This window comes from Paenibacillus sp. FSL H8-0317, from assembly GCF_045040685.1.
GTDB lineage: Bacteria > Bacillota > Bacilli > Paenibacillales > Paenibacillaceae > Paenibacillus.
On sequence record NZ_CP150294.1, the window covers coordinates 1,376,517 to 1,396,656 of the forward strand.

Sequence of the window (20,140 nt, forward strand, 5' to 3'; positions counted from 1 at the left end):
TAACTCACCCGGTTTAACTTCTCCACGGTCCGCAATTCACATCATAATTTACTTTGGAAGGATTGGGAGGTATGACAAGCACATAGTCATTCTGCTGCTCCTCAACAGTACGTACCTGAATGTGCTCCGGAATTACGATGCCAAACGCTTCACGAAGCGCCTGCTTCGGATTGGAGTGCAATTGTTGTCTGAAGTGCTCGTCAGTCCAAGCCTTTTCAATAATATCCTCATGCAACGTTTTCTCTGATACCATCATCGTCAACATTCCCTTCATATTTAAAATTAAACTGAATCAGCTTAGTCCTTATGTTTATAATCCCAACTGTTGCTCGCTAATCCAGTGATGAAACCCGCCTTGGAGAAGCTGTTTCTTCCGTTGTGTAATGTCCTGAACAGTTTGTACTAAAGTGCTGCATAAATAAGAATTAAACGCCTCAAGATGCGATATTCCTAAGTTAGACGATGTTAGTATACGATTATAGTGATAAGCAATGTCTACGTAAGAGTTCATGAGTTGTGTATTGTATACATTGTCATGTATACGTTCGCTTAGAGGATGAACTGGATAGTTGTGATTCAGTGCTGCGGATATGTGGGAGAGGTAGCTGTTGTAGTTTCCATGCACAGCATCTTGTTGCGTGTCTGTGAAGTCATCGGTCATCTGGAGAGTCATGAGTGTGATGTTGATGGCAGAACACACCGGGATGATCCGGTCGGACTGATTCTGAAGAAGGAGTGCACCAGTAGCTCCAATGAGGAGAGGGGCAGCCTTTTGCGCAATCAACAAGGGATTCTGCTGGAAATAATCAATGGAATGCTCACCCGTAACACTCAAGGCCCAATCCACTACATATTGTCTGAAATAGACCCAGAACGTGGAGGAAGGATTAAATAATACCGAGTAAGATTGAAGTGCATCCATGTAATATAGATTACCCAGGGATAACTTCAATGTGGCATTCTCCGGTTGTTCATCCATCACGTCGTCCTGATTCAGAAAATATAACATGTGAATGAGACAGGCTGTACTTAATTGGTGTGCTTTCTCTGGGGGTAGTTTATCTGAGTGTCGCATCCAAAGTGGAATGATGTACCCGATGTAGCTGTGTCCCGAATCTCGTAACAGCGGATTAACCGAACGTAGCTGCTCTAATGCATGTCCTGACAAGGGTTCGGGATATTCCCGTACGCGTTGTTCCGCTGAAGCAAACACGACCTCCAGATCAGATCTAAACGGATCTAACCAATCTTTCCGCATTATTACATCTCGTCCTTCCTGCGATAAGATGACTAAGGACTGTTCGACTAGATCATGAAGTTACATATAGTATAGCGGAAATAAACTGAAAAAAATAGGATTTTTTGTGATCAATTGTGAGAAAAATGATGACTTTTTGTATTTTATGGCATAAAAAAGTGGATTTTAGGTTCAAACTAGGAAGGCACAGGATTTCGACATCGGAAAGGCGGCAGAAAAATGAATTTGAAATGGAAAACATGGATGGCAGCCGGATTGGCAGCCGTAGTCATAACAGCAGCAACAGGGCATGTAGCATTCGCTGATTCAACGGTTCGGGCTGAGGAACATGAAGATGCGTCAAAAGCTTCTTCCTCCGGCAAACCAGCGAAGCCATGCATGCAGGCAGGACATGGTCTGTTTATGATTGGTGAGACAGCAGACTTGCTTGGGATTGGACTTCGGGATCTGAAAGAACAGATGGAACTTGGCAAGACGTTGTCCCAGATTGCGAAAGAGCGTAAGGGACTTAGTGAGGAGCAGTTATTGCAGAAGTTGAAGCCTACACTGGCACAGCGTCTGGATCAAGCCGTAGAAGAAGGTTGTCTCACCAAGGAACAAGCTGCAGCCACGAAGGCGGACATGGATACCAAGTTGAAAAAGGTCATCAATACCCCGCTGCGTGATTTGCGGCGTGAATTTGCCCACCATGGCAAACGTTCCATGGTAGATAAGGGCGAAATTGCCCGGTTTATTGGAGTCACGCCTGCTCAACTGCACGAGCAGCTTCAGGGAGGGAAGTCCCTGGCTGAGATTGCTCAGGCAAAAGGCATTAGTGAAACGCAGCTGGTGGACAAGCTGAAGGAACAATTAACGGGTGATCTGAAGAAATTTGTGAATCAGAAGGGCAACGTGCATCCAGCCCCGGGTCCCCAGGAACCTGTTCCTGGACGATCAACTTCGAGCGAAGTGAAATAAAGAAGAGCGTCTCCTTGAGGGGACGCTCTTCTTTATTTTTAAAACGGCTCACTCGTTCCCGGACTGCGAGTTGGGCCGGGTGACGGAGTTCGCTCAGGTGAATTTCTTTTGTCCACAGCAGCTGATGAATTAGGTATAGAACGTGGTTTACACATTAACCCTACGGTGAAACGTGAGCCAGGAAGCTTGGATAGCGCCCAACTGATTGCAAGAGCAATACCAACGGTTACAAGGAACGATAGCAACGTTACAGGCAGATGCCATCCACTGAGTTGTAGCGGTCTGGTTACATAAGCGATCGCGTAGATCACCAGTGCATGAACCAGATATCCACCAAATGAATAGCGGCCAATCCAGGATAACAGGCGCTGAAACCGTGTATCTTTGCCCTGCATCACTACAAGGAAACCATACATCATAAACATCTGAGCCATAATGATCAGGAATGTGGTTGGTTTCAGATAGGTCGAGATATTCAGATTAACAACATCCCCGGACCCACGCAGCACATCGTATCCAAGCCATATATACATCCCTATGAACAGACAGATCGTCCATGGCAGCACCTTGGTGGTCCAACTCCTCCAGCTATTCACTGACCAGGCACACACGGCACCCAGTAAAAAGTAGAACCAGTACATCACCCATGAATAGGAGCGATATTGCAGCAACGTTGACCAAGGCTCAGACATGGATTCTGTCCAGCCCCCCATATTATAGTAGGACCATTGCATAAGCAGGGCATATAGTGCTGCTGCAAAGAGAATTAGCCCCATAATGACTTGCATGGGCGTGAAACGTGAGGTGTTCTGGATACGTCTCTGAATGGCTTTTGCTCCTGTCCAGAACAGGGGGAACAGAATATAGAACTGAAACACCATAATGACAAACCAGAGATGATATCCCGTCTGTGGTATAAATAGTTCACGAACAAGACTGCGCAAATCGGGTATGCCTCCACGCCAGAACGCGGGAGTGAAGATACGGACAGCAAGCCAGTAGATCAGTGTCCATACGACAAACGGCATATAGATATCGCCAAATCGCTTTCGAATGAAGCGAGGATATTCCGGTTTGGTGTTACGGTGATGGTAAAACAACAGTACACCCGATAAAAATACAAACGTTGGCGTACCAAATCGGGTCAGATGATAAATCATAGTCAGCATAATGGAATCCGGTTGTTCAATATCAGCACGATAGATATACTCAGCGATACTATGCTGCATGACGATTGCCAGAAAGGCAATGCCCCGCAGTTCGGTCCATTCCGCTATTCGCGGTTTTTTCACATTATAATCCTCCCTCCAGAAACCGGAGTTCATCCTATAAGGGTAGCTGTTAAACATTAAGACTGCATTAAATGGAAAAAATAGGTACTAAAAAAGACGGCTGTGGCCGTCTTTTCTGTCGATATATCACTCAGGCAGATCTTGTTCAATCAATGCTCCAGTTTTTTGATTGTTTTTAGTTCAGGTCCTCTGATGATGGAGTCTCCGAGGACGCGGCATCTTCTTCAAACAGTTTCTGAATGTAGGACTGGAGTTTCGTTACATCGACACCCAGCACCTGTGCTGAGCCCACGAGTTCATTGGTGAGCAGCTTATTTGGAGGAATCTGCTGCTGATCGATATCGTTCACATGGATATCGAAGCCAAGTGATGCGAGTTTTAACATCTGGGTTGGACTAAGGTCCGTCTTAATATAGGGAGCGATCGCTTCCAGGATATCCGGGATTTTGAAAAGTGACGTGGTGCTCTGCATTTTCTTGGCCAGCTCGGTCATGAAGATCCGCTGCCGTTCGGTGCGCGTAAAATCCGAGGTGGCATCATGCCGGAACCGAACATATTGCAGGGCGGTCTTGCCGTCCATATGCTGCAATCCTTTTTTCAAGTCAATGTCGTACATATGTTTATCTGCTTTACTGGTGTAATACATGTCTTTCTCCACATCGATCTCAATACCGCCTACCGCATCAACAAGTGCCATGAAACCTGTAAAGTCTGTGTAGACATAATGCTGGATGGGAATACCGAGCAGATCACTTACGGTTTGTTTGGTCAACTCCGCACCCCCGTAGGAAAAGGCTGCATTAAGTCTGCTTTTGCCATGCCCGGGAATTGCGACATAGGTATCTCGCAGTACGGAGAATAGATGGGCTTTCTTGGTGACCGGATCAATGGAAGCGACCATGACCGAGTCCGAGCGTCCTGCATCGTCGCCTCTTGAGTCTCCACCAAGGAGCAGAATGTTCACCCGTTCCTGGCCCTCCCATCTGGGAATCGTTGTCGTTGGTGTGTCTGAATCGCTGTCTGTGCCGGAAGAGGACGAGTTGGATGAAGTCCCGGAAGCCGTGGAGATGCTATTGGCAAAATGAACAATCGAATATCCGTAATATACAACGACACCTGTAATCGCAAGTGCCAGGGTCAGGGCTGTACCCCATAACCATTTTTTAAGCATAATCTTCACCTTTCTATGATTGAACTGATATGTAACCCAAACTAGTTTAACAAAAAGAAAGCAAAAAGTCCTCTTTGATTTCGTAACATCGGTCAATGTGAGGAATGTTTGACAAATAGTTAGTGTATATTTATTATGTAAAAACTAATCTTGTTTTGTGTAATGGGGGTATTAAAAGCTAGTTATGAATCAATCACTATTTAATTGGATTAATCAGTATGCAGACCAAATACCGTTTCTGGACTGGTTTATGATCACATCATCCGAGTATGCGGTTTGGGTCATGATCGCACTGCTTGTTATCGTATGGTTTCTCGGCGAACCATCGAAACAGCGAATTGTTTTCTATGCCTGTGTGGCATCCATTGTAGCGCTAGTTCTGGCCAAATGGGGGATATCACCAGCGGTCGGTCATCCAAGACCTTTTGTAGAAGGGACTGTGCATCAGCTGGTTGCCCATGTACCTGATCCTTCTTTTCCAAGTAAACATGCTTCCTTTGTATTTGCTCTAGCGGCTGCTTCATTCTTTATTGGACGTCGCTTCGGGTTATGGATGTTGTTACTCGCTGTGTTGACAGGGGTGTCGCGGGTATATGTTGGTGTGCATTATCCAGGAGATATTCTGGGAGGATTCATCCTCGGAAGTCTGCTTAGTGTGGTTCTGATTACAACACGCAATTATACCAAGTCGATTCCAGACTTCTTCATTAACATACACCGACGTGTTTTCCGATAGCATCTGAATGTGATGTCTAGTGAAGTAGTGATAGTTTCGTTTAATGAAAGAAGTCTCTTATCTCTGGTTCTGCCAAAGATGGGAGGCTTCTTTTGCGTTATATACGAAGTTACATGAAATTTCTAGAAATTGAATTCTAACATCTACAATTCATGACGATAGGTGACGATATACTATAAATATGTATTATTTGAGGAGTGGGACACATGGAAGACACGCGGGGAAACAGGTTGGGGAAATTGAAGTTAACGATTCGAGGCAAGTTACTGACTGGTTTTCTCATAGTCGTAGCTTTGTTGATTATTGTAAGTGGCTATGCGTTAGTACAGACCCAAGATATGGCCAATAAAGCGGGCGCTGTGGATCAGACCTGGATGCCGAGTGTAAGTCTGCTGGGTCAGATGAATGGTGATATTTCTGATGTAGAGCGCTTGGCACTGGCCATCATCGTTGAACAGAACAAAGATGAAACAGCCAAGTTAAATGAAGCGTTACAGCTGCTGCTTACGAAGATTGAAGATGAACGTAAACAGTTGCTAACGTTCATTGAGAGCAATGATGAAGCGATGAAGCTCTACAATGATTTTAGTACGAATTATGATGCTTATGTGGCGAAAATGCCAGCATTTATCGAATTTGGTTTGAACAACAATTATGATGAGTCCAGTCGTTTACACACGGAGGCTTATCCAATGTGGTACACGGCAAACGATTCGATCGCCAAGTTAATTACCCTGGGTAATGAAGGATCGGACGCGGCAACGAATGAATCTGTTGAGATGGCCGAAAATACATTTAATGTAATTTTGGCAGTGACGATTTTTGCATTCCTGGTAGCTGTATTTATTGCCTTCTTCATTGCAAGCATCATTTCACGTCCAATCAAAAAGATGAATGAAGCGGCCATGGCCATTGCCAATGGCGATCTGACGGGTGAGACGATTGTGCTTAAGAACAAAGACGAATTGGGAACACTGGCAGCTTCCTTCAATTCCATGAGTGGTAATTTGCGCTCCATGATTGAATCGGTATCGATGACTTCCGAACAGGTAGCCGCTTCATCGGAGGAGCTTCTTGCAAGTGCAGAGCAAAATACTCAAGCCTCGGAACAGATCTCCCAAACAGTCGAGGAATTGGCTGTAGGTACATCTGATCAAGTTGATATTGTGAAGCGTTCTTCACAGGCGATGAGTGAGATGGCTCTTGGATCGGAGCAGATTGCCGAGCTTGCTCAGAGTGTATCCGTATCTGCTGTGGATGCGGCGAATCAGTCTTCCGAAGGAAATATGATTATTCAGCAAGCGGTTGAACAGATGGGTTCTGTTCGAAATTCCATTGCTTCGCTGACTGAATTGGTTACAGGGCTGGGGGAACGTTCAGCAGAGATTGGCACCATTACCGAGGTAATCAACAACATTGCCCGGCAGACCAATCTGCTTGCACTGAATGCAGCCATTGAAGCCGCACGAGCAGGAGAGCATGGACGTGGTTTCGCCGTAGTTGCGGGAGAAGTGCGGAAGCTCGCTGAGGAATCTTCCACATCTGCGCAAAGAATTACGGATCTCGTTCAATTGATTCAGAAAGATACGGATCATGCTGTTCAGGCAGTTAAAGTGAACAGCAGTGAGACAGAGTCAGGAATCGAGATGGTTACTGCAGCAGGACAAGCGTTCGAACAGATCTCGGATGCGGTCAACAAAGTAGCGGGTGAAATCCAGGAAGTATCTGCAGGTTCAGAAGAAATGTCGGCGAGTACAACTGAGGTTGTAGGCTATGTAAGCCAGATCTCCAACATTGCTGGAGAGGCAGCGGGCGGCGTTCATAATGTATCTGCCGCAACTCAGCAACAGTTGGCATCCATGGAAGAGATCGCTTCATCCGCAGGTTCATTATCCAAAATGGCGGAAGAACTGCAGGAGCAAATTAACAAGTTCAAAGTGTAACTAATGAGATGTTCCGATTCTTAAGGTGTACAGGAGCATACTGATGGTCAGAATGCCATTCGATTTGTACTGTTGATGATAACAACGGCGAGAAGCTGTTTCTCTAACGCGCATATGTGTTAGAGAAACAGCTTTTTTTGTCACATGACGCAGAGCAGGTCACAACAATGTTATTTCAGAAGTCACCAACGCTTATATAGCTAGTGAAACAAACGGCTATAATGGTAATTAATGGTGTAACTTACACTGAAATACACCATGGGGAGGAGCGATATAAACTTGCAGTCCAGAGTAATGCATACGGAATATTGATGAAGAGGAGATGAATAGTTGAACATGAAGGGGAGCTGGTGGAGACGAGTCGCTATGATCGCGTTATCGGCAGGACTACTGGCAGGGAGTTTATCGATGGGCACAGGAATTCGTAAGGCGGATGCGGCCGCTGGAGATCAGAACTATGCTGAAGCACTGCAAAAGGCCATTTACTTCTATGAAGCACAGCGTTCGGGCCCGTTGCCAGCGAGTAATCGGGTCGAATGGCGTGGTAATTCAGGCATGCAGGATGGGGCTGATGTAGGCGTTGATCTGACCGGAGGATGGTATGATGCCGGAGATCACGTGAAATTTGGCTTTCCGATGGCTGCTTCCGCAACGATGCTCGCCTGGTCTGTCGTGGAATACGGGGACGGATATGAACAGGCCGGACAACTGGAGGAGATCAAGGATAATATCCGATGGGCGACCGACTATTTTATGAAAGCGCATACGAAACCTAATGAATTATGGGGACAAGTCGGAGCCGGGAATACCGACCATGCCTGGTGGGGGCCGGCAGAAGTCATGCAGATGAACCGTCCTTCGTTCAAGATCGATGCTACATGCCCGGGCAGTGATCTGGCAGCAGAAACGGCTGCAGCACTGGCAGCGTCTTCGATTGTATTTGCAGATGATGATCCGGCATATTCGGCCAGACTGCTCCAACATGCGAAAGAGCTGTACAACTTCGCAGACACATATCGGGGGGAATACACCGATTGTATCACGGATGCCGCAGCGTTTTATAACTCGTGGACAGGATACGAAGACGAGCTGGCATGGGGCGGAGCATGGCTTTACTTAGCCACTAATGATAGCGCTTACTTGTCCAAAGCTATTGCAGCTACGGACCGGTGGTCTTCTAGCGGCGGCTCAGCCAATTGGCCGTATACCTGGACACAGGGCTGGGATAGTAAACATTATGGTGCCCAGATCCTGCTTGCCCGAATTACGTCCAGTTTGAACATGCCGGAGGCAACGAGATTTATTCAGTCCACCGAGCGTAATCTGGATTATTGGACGGTTGGAGTCAACGGGACACGAGTCAAGTATACGCCAGGAGGTCTGGCATGGCTGGATCAGTGGGGCTCGCTCCGATATGCAGCGAATGCATCCTTTATTTCTTTTATATACTCCGACTGGGTCAGTGATCCTGTGAAAAAGTCAAGATATCAGGATTTTGCTGTCTCACAGATGAATTATATTCTGGGCGAAAATCCGCGTCAGAGCAGTTATGTGGTCGGATATGGGCAAAATGCACCTCAACATCCGCATCATCGGACTGCTCACGGTTCATGGCTGAATAACGAAGATATCCCGGCTAACCATCGCCACATTCTGTATGGTGCCATGGTCGGTGGACCAGATGCATCGGATGGATATACCGATGATATCGGGGATTATGTGAGTAATGAGGTCGCAACCGATTACAATGCTGGTTTTACCGGCGCACTGGCAAAGATGAATTTGCTATTTGGTCAGAATCATCAGCCCCTTGCGAACTTCCCTGCACCTGAGGTGAAGGGAGATGAGTTCTATGTGGAGGCTGCGATCAAATCATCAGGTGCCAATTATACGGAAATCAGAGCACAGCTTAATAATCGTTCCGCTTGGCCTGCCCGAATGGGAGATCAACTGTCCTTTAAGTATTTCCTGGATTTGAGTGAAGTGTATGCTGCCGGACGTACGGTATCGGACGTGCAAGTGACAGCCTCCTATACGGAGGGGGCGACGGTATCCCAACCAGTTGTGGTGAATGCAGCCCAGCATATCTATGCCATTACGGCAAACTTCGGTAATACCAAGATCTATCCAGGTGGGGAAGGAAATTATCGTAAAGAAGTACAGTTCCGCATTACAGGCCCACAGGGTGCATGGAATGCCAGCAATGACCATTCGTTCCAGACACTGACCACAGGAACTCCTGTGAAGAGTATATACCTTCCAGTCTATGATGCAGGGGTGAAGGTGTATGGACAGGAGCCTGGTGTTACACCAGTCACGGTTCCAGGCGCACCTGCTGGCGTGCAGGCTGTAGCGGGAAGCAGTCGGGTTAACCTGACTTGGGCCGCTGTATCCGGGGCCGAATCGTATACGGTGAAGCGTTCCGAGGTGAGTGGAGGACCATATACAACTGTTGCGACGGGTGTTAATGGATTGACCTACACAAACACGGGACTGATCAACGGGACAGCTTATTATTATGTAGTGACTGCTGTGAATTCAGCAGGGGAATCATCGGGTTCTGTACAGGTGTCGGCTACCCCGCAAGCAGCTTCGACGGTGCCGGGAGCACTGACTTTAAGTGGGACAGCTGGTAATGCACAGTCAGTCCTGACTTGGACAGCAGCCTCGGGCGTGACTAGCTATAAGGTACAACGTTCGGTGGCAGGCGGGACATATGCAGATGTGGCAACCGGATTGTCCGTGTCGACTTACACCGATACAACAGCGCTGAATGGCACCACGTACAATTACCGGATTGCAGCCGTGAATGCGAACGGACAGACACTGTCCAATGTCCTGACACTCACTCCTTCTGCACCTCCGGTGACGACCGGTACACTCGAAGTGCAGTACCGCAGCGGAGGGTCCGGGAATTCAAGTAATGCGGTGACTCCACAGTTCAACGTGAAGAATACCGGAACACAAGCGATTGATCTCAGTACCGTGAAGATCCGATATTATTTCACCAAGGATGGTGCGGATCAAATGACTTTCTGGTGTGATTATGCCGAGATGGGCACGGCCAATGTTGAGGGTACATTTGTCGCAGCGAATCCGGCGAAGGGTACCGCAGATACGTATCTGGAGATCAGCTTCAAGTCGGGAGCAGGCAGTTTGGCTGCTGGAGCAGAGACCGGCGTGATTCAAGCACGCTTTTCCAAAAATAACTGGAGCAATTTCGATCAAAGTAATGATTATTCCTATGATGCTTCCAAGACGGCTTTTGCTGCATGGAACAAGGTAACCGCGTATCAGGGAAATACCAAAGTATGGGGCTTGGAGCCGTAACTGGCTGAATCATAAGCAGAAGAGCAGCATGGGCAGACCAACAGCGTTTATATTCAATTTCCACTATTCCAGGGAGGTATATATTAATGTTGAAATCAGCTGCGAAAAAAAGTTTAACAGCCATGCTGGCGGGAACCGTCATGTTGACCGGATACACCGGACTCTGGGCAGGGCCGCAGACGGCACATGCCGCAGATCAGGCCATCGAGATTCAGGCAGACGGCATTAATGAAGCCCGGTTTTTGCAATTGTATGATCAGTTGAAAGATCCGGCGAACGGATATTTTTCGCCAGAGGGTCTACCGTATCATGCCATTGAGACCCTGCTGAGTGAGGCGCCGGATTATGGTCATATGACGACGTCAGAGGCATACAGTTACTGGCTGTGGTTGGAAACCATGTATGGTCACTACACGGGAGACTGGTCCCAACTGGAAGCAGCTTGGGACAGTATGGAGAAATACATTATCCCGGTCAACGAAGGTGACGGCAAGGAAGAACAGCCTACGATGAGCTCGTACAATCCGAACAGCCCTGCTACGTATGCAGCGGAAAAACCTTTTCCTGATCAATATCCATCGCCACTTAATGGTCAATATGCAGCGGGTAAAGACCCGATTGATGCCGAACTTAAGGCGACCTATGGTGACAATCAGACTTATCTCATGCACTGGCTGGTCGATGTGGATGACTGGTATGGATATGGAAACCTGTTGAATCCATCACATACGGCTACCTATGTGAACACGTTCCAGCGTGGGGAGCAGGAGTCTGTGTGGGAAGCCATTCCGCATCCATCCCAGGATGATAAATCTTTTGGTAAGGCAAACGAAGGTTTCATGAGCTTGTTCACAAAGGAAACTCAGGTACCGTCAGCGCAATGGCGTTATACAAACGCAACGGATGCGGATGCACGTGCAGTACAGGTGCTGTATTGGGCGAAGGAGATGGGATACAACAATCCGGAATATCTGGATAAAGCGAAGAAGATGGGGGACTATCTGCGCTATGGTATGTATGATAAATACTTCCAGAAAATTGGGAGTGCAAAGAGCGGTACACCAACTCCGGGTACAGGCAAGGATTCCAACATGTATCTCATGGCTTGGTATACGTCTTGGGGAGGTGGCTTGGGTCAAGGTGGGGATTGGGCTTGGCGCATTGGAGCGAGCCATACCCATCAGGCTTATCAAAACCCGGTTGCAGCGTATGCTTTGTCTGATCCGGCTGGCGGCTTGATTCCGGAATCAGCAACAGCGAAGGCAGATTGGAATGCTACGCTGAAACGTCAGTTGGAATTCTACACTTGGCTACAATCCCATGAAGGAGCTATCGGCGGGGGAGCAACCAACAGTCTGGATGGTTCATACAAAGCCTATCCGGCAGGCGTAAGTACATTCTATGACATGGCTTATCAGGAGGCACCTGTATATCGTGATCCGGATTCCAACACCTGGTTTGGATTCCAGGCATGGCCGCTGGAGCGTGTAGCCGAGATGTACTATATTCTTGCGGAGAGCGGGGACTTGACCTCTGAGAACTTCCAGATGGCCAAGAAGGTAATCACGAAGTGGATCGACTGGAGTAAGGATTATGTATTTGTAGGTGAGCGTCCGGTGACGGATGCGCAGGGCTATTATCTGAATGCGGCTGGACAGCGCATTTTGGGTGGAACTAATGTTCAGGTAGCAACAACGCCTGCTCCGGGAGAGTTCTGGATTCCGGGTGGTCAGGAATGGCAGGGTCAACCGGACAAATGGAATGGATTCAGTTCGTTTACGGAAAATCCGAATTTCCGTGTAACGACCAAAGATCCAGTGCAGGATACAGGAGTTCTGGGAAGTTACGTTAAAGCTCTGACCTTCTTCGCAGCGGGAACACAGGCAGAGAATGGTACACTTAGCGCGGAAGGCCAAGAAGCCAAGGATTTGGCTGAGGCTTTGCTGGATACAGCTTGGGATTACAATGATGGTGTGGGGATTGTTACGGAAGAAGAACGTAAAGACTACTTCCGCTTCTTCGCGAAAGAGATCTATATCCCGGCAAACTGGTCTGGAACCTTTGGTCAAGGCAATACGATTCCAGGTACAGCAGGTGTACCTTCCGATCCGGCGAAAGGTGGCAATGGCGTATACATTGGATACTCCGATCTGCGTCCGGCCATCAAGCAAGATCCGGCATGGGCTTACCTGGATAACCTGTACAAAACGTCGTATAACACAACCACGAAACAGTGGGAAAACGGTGCACCTACCTTTACGTATCACCGGTTCTGGTCACAGGTGGATATGGCTACAGCGTATGGAGAGTATGATCGTCTGCTCGGTGATACCGATACGCCGGAAGTTGAAGTCCCGGCTGCTCCTGCCGGCGTAACGGCTGCTGGTGGCAGCGAGCAAGTTGTATTGAACTGGAACGCAGCCGCTGGTGCAACGTCATATACGGTGAAACGTGCAGAAGTGAACGGTGGCCCTTATACGACTGTAGCGACAGGAGTCACAGGATCAACATTCACGGACACAGGCTTGACCAACGGCACAACGTATTATTATGTCATCACTGCGGTGAATGCCGTAGGTGAGTCTGCACCGTCGACACAGGCATCTGCAACACCACTCGCAGGTACCGTTGTGCCCGGCGTATTCAACCTTACTGGAACGGCTGGCAATGCCCAGGCGGTACTGACATGGACCGCATCAACTGGAGCAGCGAGTTATAAGGTACAGCGTTCGGTAGGCACCGGGGCATATGCTGATCTGGCAACAGGTTTGACCGCACTGACGTATACCGACGCTACAGCGGTGAATGGTACGGCGTATAATTATAGAGTCGTAGCCATTAATACGAGTGGTCAGACGAATTCAAATGTATTGGTGTTGACCCCATTGGCACCTCCAGTTACAACGGGAACGCTTGAAGTACAATACCGTAATGGTAGTTCAGGAACTTCGGTCAATGCGATTACTCCACAGTTTAATGTGAAGAATACAGGTACAACTGCTGTGGACTTGAGCAAAGTGAAGGTCCGGTATTATTTCACCAAGGATAGTGCAGCTGATCTGAGTTTCTGGTGTGATTATGCACAGATTGGCAGCGGTAATGTGGAAGGACATTTTGTTTCGGTAGATCCGGCCAAGGGCACGGCAGACACCTATCTGGAGATTGGATTCAAACCGGATGCTGGCAGCTTGGCTGCGGGTGCCGAGACCGGAGTCATCCAGGGACGTTTCTCCAAAAACAACTGGACTACTTTTGACCAAACGAACGATTATTCCTTTGATTCCACCAATACGGCCTTCAGTGCCTGGACTAAAGTGACAGCGTATCAGGATGGCGCCAAGGTATGGGGAATTGAACCTTAAATGAGTTGATCAACCAATTGTAGAGTGATGTTACTCATCATACAGGTTAAGCCGGGGAGAAATCCCTGGCTTTTCTTTTTTTATGGAAAAGCAAAAATGAAATACAAAATAATCAAACGGACACTGCTGATAAATCGATCCGTATTGAGGTTGGAGGCAAAAATGTGAATTCGGGGAACGGTAATCGGCAAATGAATCATAGTAATGTTTACCATATTTGCGGTTTTAAACATTAAAATCTAGGTCATATGGCATATGCACTGAATGAGAAACGGCCTAGCTCTTGTATCGAGGAAAAATCAAGCATATCAAATAGTTACAATAATTTAACCTTTCAAAAAGAAGGAATCAGCAGTGAATTTTTCCAGCAATCCATGGACACACCCTGATACTTAGTGCTCAAGTTCGCCTCTATCAATACAGGACTTTCGACTGATGAACGTTATGGATAGCCCGTTTACAATGGGGCAAGCCCGGGAGAACCAAGCCAGGTTAAAATTCTGTAACATCAGGGGGAACTCGACATCATGAACTGGAAAAAAACGATTGTTACGGCAAGTGTCACAGCAACGATGCTGATGGGAAGTCTGACGACAGGAGCACTAACGGCACAGGTATCGGCAGCTGCTGTTAACAATTCACAAGTAAAAGTAATCTGGGGCGTAAACCTACGCACAACACCTTCTTCTTCTGCGAAGATTGTTCGCATGGTCGCTAAAGGGGAAACGGTAACGGTGCTTCAGCAATCCGGTTCGGATTGGTATAAGATTAAGGATTCTGCTAACCGGACAGGCTACATATCTTCTTCATCCAAATACACACAAGCGATTAGTGGCAGCACAAGCGGATCAGGTTCGAATAGTGGTACATCGGTGACCGGTAATGCATCTGTGGAAAAAGTGATTGCGGCGGGAATGAAATATTTGGGAACACCGTATGAGTTCGGAGCCAGTCGTAACAGCACAGCTACTTTTGACTGTTCCAGCTTTGTACGCCAGGCATTCGTCGATGCACTTGGTATCAAACTTCCAGCGGATTCCCGCAAACAGGGAGACTATGTAAAAGCCAAGGGTACAGTTCAGACGAACTGGAAAAACCTGAAACGCGGCGATCTGATGTATTTCATGTCGTATAAAGGCAGCTCTGCATCATCGTATTCGGGCGTGAATAAATCTAGCGCAACCATTACGCACACAGGGATTTATCTGGGCAATGGCAAGGTATTACATACGTATTCCAACGCTGGCGGTGGTGTAACCACTAGTGATATCTCCGGCAAACACTGGGAGTATCGCTTCCTGTTTGGTGGCAGTGCGCTGTAGGTTAGAACAAGAACCTTCTTAAATAATCCACGCATGTTCATATGCATACAAAACACCTCCCATTCTGCCTTTGACAGGCGACTGGGAGGTGTTTTGGTGTTGTTTATTATTTTGAAGAACTCAATCGTGATAGTACAGTCGGAACAGGATATCCTGATTGTAGTTGCCGAATCCCTCGCCATATAAGGTAAGCCCGCCTACATGCTGAGCATCTTCCTCCACCGAAAGACGAAGAGTCCATTGGTTGCGTTCGACCGGGATATCTGCGAGTGTAATGTCGGATAGATGTTGTCCATCGATAAACGTACCTTCATTCGTAATTCGCAGCACCTTGAGCATGCCATATTGATTGATACTGTCACTCCACCATTCCGGGGTGAACATGCCGCGTCCGTTGCCTGAATCTCCAGGGCTTGTCCATTCCCCCAATCGAATGCCATTAAGCATAAATGTAATATCCGAGGGCCAATTCGGATTCACCGAAGGGGCTTCTGATCCAATCTCCAGAGATAATTCAATGGCATTGATCTGCTGTCCGGATAAGATATAGTTTGGAATTTTGTACTCCACAAATCCACGGCCAAACCACAGAATATGGGCATGCATCCGCTCAGGGTCGAGAAAATAACGAGGATCATCATACTGTCCGATAACATGATTGGACGTAGCCAGACCACATGTCGGATAGACATCAAAGTGGGTGTAGTGTCCCACAGGTACAGAAACTTCGTGCAGCTTGCGGGCTGTGCCACTTTCCTGCGGCATGGAGATGCCAATCCAGTCTACAGCAAGGCTGTTCATTTTATGTGTGCCGCCGTCTTTACGTATCATTTTGGACTGAATAATGCCCACATCCTGAAGTTTGCGGACATGCATGGTCACGATGGCACTACTCAAACCCAGTGAAGCAGCGAGGTCCTTCACATTCATGGGTGTCTCTGCAACAAGGCGGATGATCTGTAAACGGACTTCACTGGCAAGTGCTTCATATAGGGGTAGCCATTCGGCATCGGTATTAGCTCTGATCACAATTGTTCCTCCATTATATCTGTATAGAATTAAGTTAAACATAAATTCAGTGAAAAGAATAACATTTTGCAAAATTCAGGTTGAAATTAAGGCTATAATCGATTTTAATATAAATATGAACGTTGATCCATAGAATATCAATTAATTTTTATATTAATCTTAGGGAGTTGAAATTCATTATGGAAAAAGCAAAAATGACGGTAGACAAGGATTTTACAATTGGCGTAATTGATAAGCGCTTGTACGGATCATTTATTGAGCATCTGGGACGTGCCGTGTATGGTGGAATATATGAGCCGGGACACCCATCTGCGAACGAACAGGGTTTTCGCACGGATGTGCTGGAGATGGTCAAGGAGTTGAATGTACCGATTGTACGTTATCCTGGGGGTAACTTTGTATCCGGTTACAATTGGGAAGATACAGTAGGACCTGTGTCTGAGCGCAAACGCAGACTTGAACTGGCTTGGAGAACGATTGAAACCAATGAATTTGGCTTCAACGAATTCGTGGATTGGGCGAAACAGGCCAATTCCGAAGTGATGATGGCGGTCAATCTGGGAACACGGGGTACGGATGCAGCTCGTAATATTGTGGAATACAGCAACCATCCGGAAGGTTCGTATTATAGTGATCTTCGCATCAAGCATGGTTATAAAGAGCCTCATGCGATCAAAACATGGTGTCTGGGCAACGAGATGGATGGCCCTTGGCAGATTGGTCACAAAACGGCAGAAGAGTATGGACGGTTAGCTGTGGAAGCGGCAAAAGTCATGAAGTGGACAGATCCGACGATTGAACTGGTAGCCTGTGGAAGTTCAAACCTGAATATGCCATCCTTCCCGGAATGGGAAGCAACGGTGCTGGATCATACGTATGATCACGTGGAGTATCTGTCATTGCATCAATACTACGGCAATCAAGAGCAAGATACGCCAACGTTCCTGGCACGCTCGCTTGAAATGGATCGTTTTATCGATACCGTGAAGGCAACTTGTGATTATATCAAAGCGAAGAAGCGCAGCAAAAAGACGATGTATCTGTCCTTTGACGAGTGGAATGTATGGTATCACTCCAATGAAAATGATTCGAAGATGGACCCATGGCAGATTGCTCCGCCACAGCTTGAGGATATCTACAATCATGAGGATGCACTGCTTGTTGGTTGTATGTTGATCAGTATGCTCAAACATGCGGATCGGGTTAAAATGGCCTGTCTGGCACAACTCGTTAACGTGATTGCGCCGATCATGACAGATACGGGTGGTGGTTCATGGAGACAGACAATCTTCTATCCATTCATGCATACGTCCCTCTTCGGGCGTGGAACAGCATTGGTGCCATTGATCCAGTCTCCAAAATACGATACAAAACAAATCACAGATGTACCTTATCTGGAAGCTATTGCAGTGCATAACGAAGAGCAGGGTGAAGTGACTGTATTTGCAGTCAACCGCCATCTGGAAGAATCCCTTCCGCTCGAAGTGGACCTGCGCAGCTTCGGGAAGTGTACCGTGATCGAGCACATCGTGCTGGAAAGTGATGATCTCAAAGCATCGAATACGGCAGCACAACCAAACCGTGTTGCTCCTCATAATCGCGGGGGTGCAGTTGTATCCGAGACCCTGATTACGGCGAGCTTGGCAAAAGCATCATGGAACGTAATCCGTTTGAAAGTCCAGTAAGGGATAGCATAAAGGCACGGGACACGTGAGAGCGCAATGGAGACATGATGCTCGAGAAGGAAGCCAGCAGTTCAGCGTGTTCCTTCAATCAAAAAAGCTGGGTGCGAGTTCATCGCATCCAGCTTTTTTCGTCACGTGCTACGGTCTCACTTACGCTTTAAACTCAAAACTTTCGCCGTCACGTGGGATGAGCACCTGACCATCCAACTGCTCGGATGCCAGATAAGTCGCAAGATCCGTACGAGACATCACACAATGGTTAATTGCATCCATGTGCACAGCGATGACATGAGCAGACGGCGCATGGCGCTTCACGGCGACAACGTCAGGCCCGTCCATTGTAATGGGATCACCCTCCACGAAGCGTGCACCTCCTGCATTCACGACAATGACTTCAGGCGTATATTGGCGGATGGCCTCAGCAGGTTCTTCACACCAGATCGTATCCCCCGCAATATAGGTGACAGGTTCTCCGTCTGCTTCAAGTACGAAGCCGGACACCTTGCCCATACGTTCACCGATCTCACCTGTGCCATGATGCCCGGATGTACGGGCGAATCGGACAGAGTGATGCTCATGTTTTTCATCTACAGCTGTTACATCCGTGAATCCGGCACCCAGAAATACATTCTCATCCCCAGGCTGGCAGATCAGGGGAATGTCCTTGCGGAATTGCTTCGCTGCTGCTTCATCCCAGTGGTCCAGATGGGTGTGTGTGACAATCAACAGATCCGGACTCAGATAATCCGTTTCGATTTCAGGCAGACCGACTCTCGGGTTACGCAGCTCATTCGGTGTGTTTGGAAATGCAGGCATGACTTCAGCGTCCATCAACATCGGATCAACGAGGATATTCAGCCCTCCGTATTCCAGCCACAGTGTAGCATGGCGAATCAATTGAATTTTCATTATATTTGCACTCCTTCAGGTTGTTTAATAGTATTACCCTATATGGTATACAACCCGTTTGACGTCGTACATAACATGATGAATGGAAACAGGTTGCACTAATTTCACGGTGAAAGGATTGCTGAATAATGAATGAAACGATAGATCACACAGATATACGCATTCTGCAGATCCTGATCCGGGATGCCAAGCGTTCTCATAAAGAAATTGGTGAAGAGGTGCATCTTACAGGGCAGGCTGTTGGTGCAAGGGTGCGTAAGTTGCAAGATCTGGGTGTAATCGAAGGGTACACGGTAAAATGGAACCCCGCACGTATAGGCCTCGGCCTACAGGCTTTTGTCACGGTTTTTCTGAACTCCGGCGACAGACATACCGCCTTTCGTGCATTTACTGCCGAACGTGAGGACATCGTTGAAGTCCACCGTGTGAGCGGGGAAGGCTGTTATCTGATGAGAGTGCAGACCGGCACCACAGAGCAGCTTGGTCAACTGCTGGAAGCATTACTTCCTTACGGCAATTACAAAGTCAGCCTGTCCATAGGTGTAGAGAAATCACAGTGATGTGTGGGAAGCTTGTCCTCATCCATCCCGATGTTCAACGATCCTGCTGCTGTTCCTGTAAAGCCTGCTGAAGCAAAGTCACTGCCTGATTCAGCTCTTTTTTGCTGAGCAGGTGATCGGTCTGAACGTGAGATCGCGTGCCGTCCTTCAGGTACAGGACGAACATGGGTGAGGTGGATAGTAGCCACTTACTACGGGCGGGTGAGGCGAGTTCAACTTTACGAATAAGGCTCCAAGGAATCTTCCGTTTGCCCGTGCTCAACGCATCATCATCCCAAGACAACAAAACAGTGGGAGTTCTGGTTAGTCGAGACAGGAACATGAAGAACAATGGCCCGATCAACCACATACCCAGCACGGCTGCAATGGAATAGTATATGGTCTCCAGTCTTTCGGCTTGTCCGTCCACGATGATCCATAATAAGCTCACGCACAAGAGAAGGAACAGGAAGCATAAACTTCCTTTCCATAGGGCTGTGCTGCGTCGGTAACGAATCTGCTGATGGTCACGCTTGGGTGTTTCGGGTTGTTGCATAGATGTTCCTCCTAATTAACTATGCTGATCGATATGCCAAACGTGCCGCCT

At 47.6% G+C, this 20,140-nt stretch carries 15 protein-coding genes; 8 read left to right on the forward strand and 7 right to left on the reverse strand.

Going from position 1 to position 20,140, the window contains the following annotated elements; all coding sequences use genetic code 11:
- Positions 1–13: 13 nt before the first annotated feature.
- Both MHB43_RS06205 and MHB43_RS06210 read right to left on the reverse strand, forming a co-directional pair.
- Positions 14–256 carry an NHLP leader peptide family RiPP precursor gene (locus MHB43_RS06205; RefSeq protein ID WP_091015589.1) on the reverse strand — a complete coding sequence of 81 codons (243 nt, stop codon included), beginning with the start codon at positions 254–256 and terminating at the stop codon, positions 14–16.
- Between the two features lie 54 nt (positions 257–310).
- Positions 311–1,258, reverse strand: a complete 948-nt coding sequence (locus tag MHB43_RS06210) for a hypothetical protein (protein ID WP_405131564.1) — start codon at positions 1,256–1,258, stop codon at positions 311–313.
- A gap of 219 nt (positions 1,259–1,477) precedes the next feature.
- Here MHB43_RS06210 and MHB43_RS06215 point away from each other — a divergent pair, with 219 nt between their 5' ends.
- The gene (locus tag MHB43_RS06215; protein ID WP_405131565.1) at positions 1,478–2,215 is read left to right on the forward strand and encodes a hypothetical protein; all 738 of its coding nucleotides are present in this window, start codon (positions 1,478–1,480) and stop codon (positions 2,213–2,215) included.
- 38 nt (positions 2,216–2,253) lie between these two features.
- Here the strand turns inward: MHB43_RS06215 and MHB43_RS06220 are convergent, their stop codons facing one another.
- Together MHB43_RS06220 and MHB43_RS06225 are read right to left on the reverse strand one after the other, a co-directional pair.
- Positions 2,254–3,507, reverse strand: a complete 1,254-nt coding sequence (locus tag MHB43_RS06220) for an acyltransferase (RefSeq protein WP_405131566.1) — start codon at positions 3,505–3,507, stop codon at positions 2,254–2,256.
- A 175-nt stretch (positions 3,508–3,682) separates the two neighbouring features.
- On the reverse strand, positions 3,683–4,678 hold the full coding sequence (locus MHB43_RS06225; RefSeq protein WP_405131567.1) for an LCP family protein: 996 nt from the start codon (positions 4,676–4,678) through the stop codon (positions 3,683–3,685).
- Positions 4,679–4,862: 184 nt separating this feature from the next.
- Between MHB43_RS06225 and MHB43_RS06230 the strand changes: the two genes are divergently transcribed.
- From MHB43_RS06230 to MHB43_RS06250, 5 genes are all read left to right on the forward strand, one after another.
- On the forward strand, positions 4,863–5,414 hold the full coding sequence (locus MHB43_RS06230) for an undecaprenyl-diphosphatase (protein WP_405131568.1): 552 nt from the start codon (positions 4,863–4,865) through the stop codon (positions 5,412–5,414).
- Positions 5,415–5,620: 206 nt separating this feature from the next.
- Positions 5,621–7,357: a methyl-accepting chemotaxis protein gene (locus tag MHB43_RS06235; RefSeq protein WP_405131569.1), complete on the forward strand. Its 1,737-nt coding sequence runs from the start codon at positions 5,621–5,623 to the stop codon at positions 7,355–7,357.
- A 336-nt stretch (positions 7,358–7,693) separates the two neighbouring features.
- Entirely contained in the window at positions 7,694–10,687 is a 2,994-nt protein-coding gene (locus tag MHB43_RS06240; RefSeq protein WP_405132398.1) for a glycoside hydrolase family 9 protein, read from the forward strand.
- 86 nt (positions 10,688–10,773) lie between these two features.
- Positions 10,774–14,049 carry a glycoside hydrolase family 48 protein gene (locus tag MHB43_RS06245; protein WP_339307200.1) on the forward strand — a complete coding sequence of 1,092 codons (3,276 nt, stop codon included), beginning with the start codon at positions 10,774–10,776 and terminating at the stop codon, positions 14,047–14,049.
- A 527-nt stretch (positions 14,050–14,576) separates the two neighbouring features.
- Positions 14,577–15,371, forward strand: coding sequence for a C40 family peptidase (locus tag MHB43_RS06250; protein WP_221819036.1), 795 nt, complete (start codon positions 14,577–14,579; stop codon positions 15,369–15,371).
- Positions 15,372–15,491: 120 nt separating this feature from the next.
- Here MHB43_RS06250 and MHB43_RS06255 read toward each other — a convergent pair whose 3' ends face one another.
- Complete coding sequence (locus MHB43_RS06255) at positions 15,492–16,397, reverse strand: ArsR/SmtB family transcription factor (RefSeq protein WP_397376240.1); 906 nt, start codon at positions 16,395–16,397, stop codon at positions 15,492–15,494.
- Between the two features lie 182 nt (positions 16,398–16,579).
- Here MHB43_RS06255 and MHB43_RS06260 point away from each other — a divergent pair, with 182 nt between their 5' ends.
- A complete protein-coding gene (locus MHB43_RS06260) occupies positions 16,580–18,085 on the forward strand; it encodes an alpha-N-arabinofuranosidase (RefSeq protein ID WP_221819038.1) in 1,506 nt (501 codons plus the stop codon).
- Positions 18,086–18,235: 150 nt separating this feature from the next.
- Here MHB43_RS06260 and MHB43_RS06265 read toward each other — a convergent pair whose 3' ends face one another.
- A complete protein-coding gene (locus MHB43_RS06265) occupies positions 18,236–18,994 on the reverse strand; it encodes an MBL fold metallo-hydrolase (RefSeq protein ID WP_339182566.1) in 759 nt (252 codons plus the stop codon).
- Positions 18,995–19,122: 128 nt separating this feature from the next.
- Between MHB43_RS06265 and MHB43_RS06270 the strand changes: the two genes are divergently transcribed.
- Positions 19,123–19,554, forward strand: a complete 432-nt coding sequence (locus MHB43_RS06270) for an Lrp/AsnC family transcriptional regulator (RefSeq protein WP_339182568.1) — start codon at positions 19,123–19,125, stop codon at positions 19,552–19,554.
- Positions 19,555–19,588: 34 nt separating this feature from the next.
- On the opposite strand, the gene MHB43_RS06275 is transcribed toward MHB43_RS06270, so the two are convergent.
- Positions 19,589–20,089 (reverse strand): hypothetical protein, encoded by a 501-nt coding sequence (locus MHB43_RS06275; RefSeq protein ID WP_339182570.1) that lies wholly within the window; start codon positions 20,087–20,089, stop codon positions 19,589–19,591.
- Positions 20,090–20,140: the final 51 nt, after the last annotated feature.

Coding starts and splice junctions, on each gene's coding strand:
- MHB43_RS06275 (WP_339182570.1), bottom strand. CDS start 20,089: ATGCAACAACCCGAAACACCCAAGCGTGACCATCAGCAGATTCGTTAC.
- MHB43_RS06210 (WP_405131564.1), bottom strand. CDS start 1,258: ATGCGGAAAGATTGGTTAGATCCGTTTAGATCTGATCTGGAGGTCGTG.
- MHB43_RS06265 (WP_339182566.1), bottom strand. CDS start 18,994: ATGAAAATTCAATTGATTCGCCATGCTACACTGTGGCTGGAATACGGA.
- MHB43_RS06225 (WP_405131567.1), bottom strand. CDS start 4,678: ATGCTTAAAAAATGGTTATGGGGTACAGCCCTGACCCTGGCACTTGCG.
- MHB43_RS06205 (WP_091015589.1), bottom strand. CDS start 256: ATGATGGTATCAGAGAAAACGTTGCATGAGGATATTATTGAAAAGGCT.
- MHB43_RS06240 (WP_405132398.1), top strand. CDS start 7,694: ATGAAGGGGAGCTGGTGGAGACGAGTCGCTATGATCGCGTTATCGGCA.
- MHB43_RS06250 (WP_221819036.1), top strand. CDS start 14,577: ATGAACTGGAAAAAAACGATTGTTACGGCAAGTGTCACAGCAACGATG.
- MHB43_RS06245 (WP_339307200.1), top strand. CDS start 10,774: ATGTTGAAATCAGCTGCGAAAAAAAGTTTAACAGCCATGCTGGCGGGA.
- MHB43_RS06230 (WP_405131568.1), top strand. CDS start 4,863: ATGAATCAATCACTATTTAATTGGATTAATCAGTATGCAGACCAAATA.
- MHB43_RS06260 (WP_221819038.1), top strand. CDS start 16,580: ATGGAAAAAGCAAAAATGACGGTAGACAAGGATTTTACAATTGGCGTA.
- MHB43_RS06235 (WP_405131569.1), top strand. CDS start 5,621: ATGGAAGACACGCGGGGAAACAGGTTGGGGAAATTGAAGTTAACGATT.
- MHB43_RS06215 (WP_405131565.1), top strand. CDS start 1,478: ATGAATTTGAAATGGAAAACATGGATGGCAGCCGGATTGGCAGCCGTA.
- MHB43_RS06270 (WP_339182568.1), top strand. CDS start 19,123: ATGAATGAAACGATAGATCACACAGATATACGCATTCTGCAGATCCTG.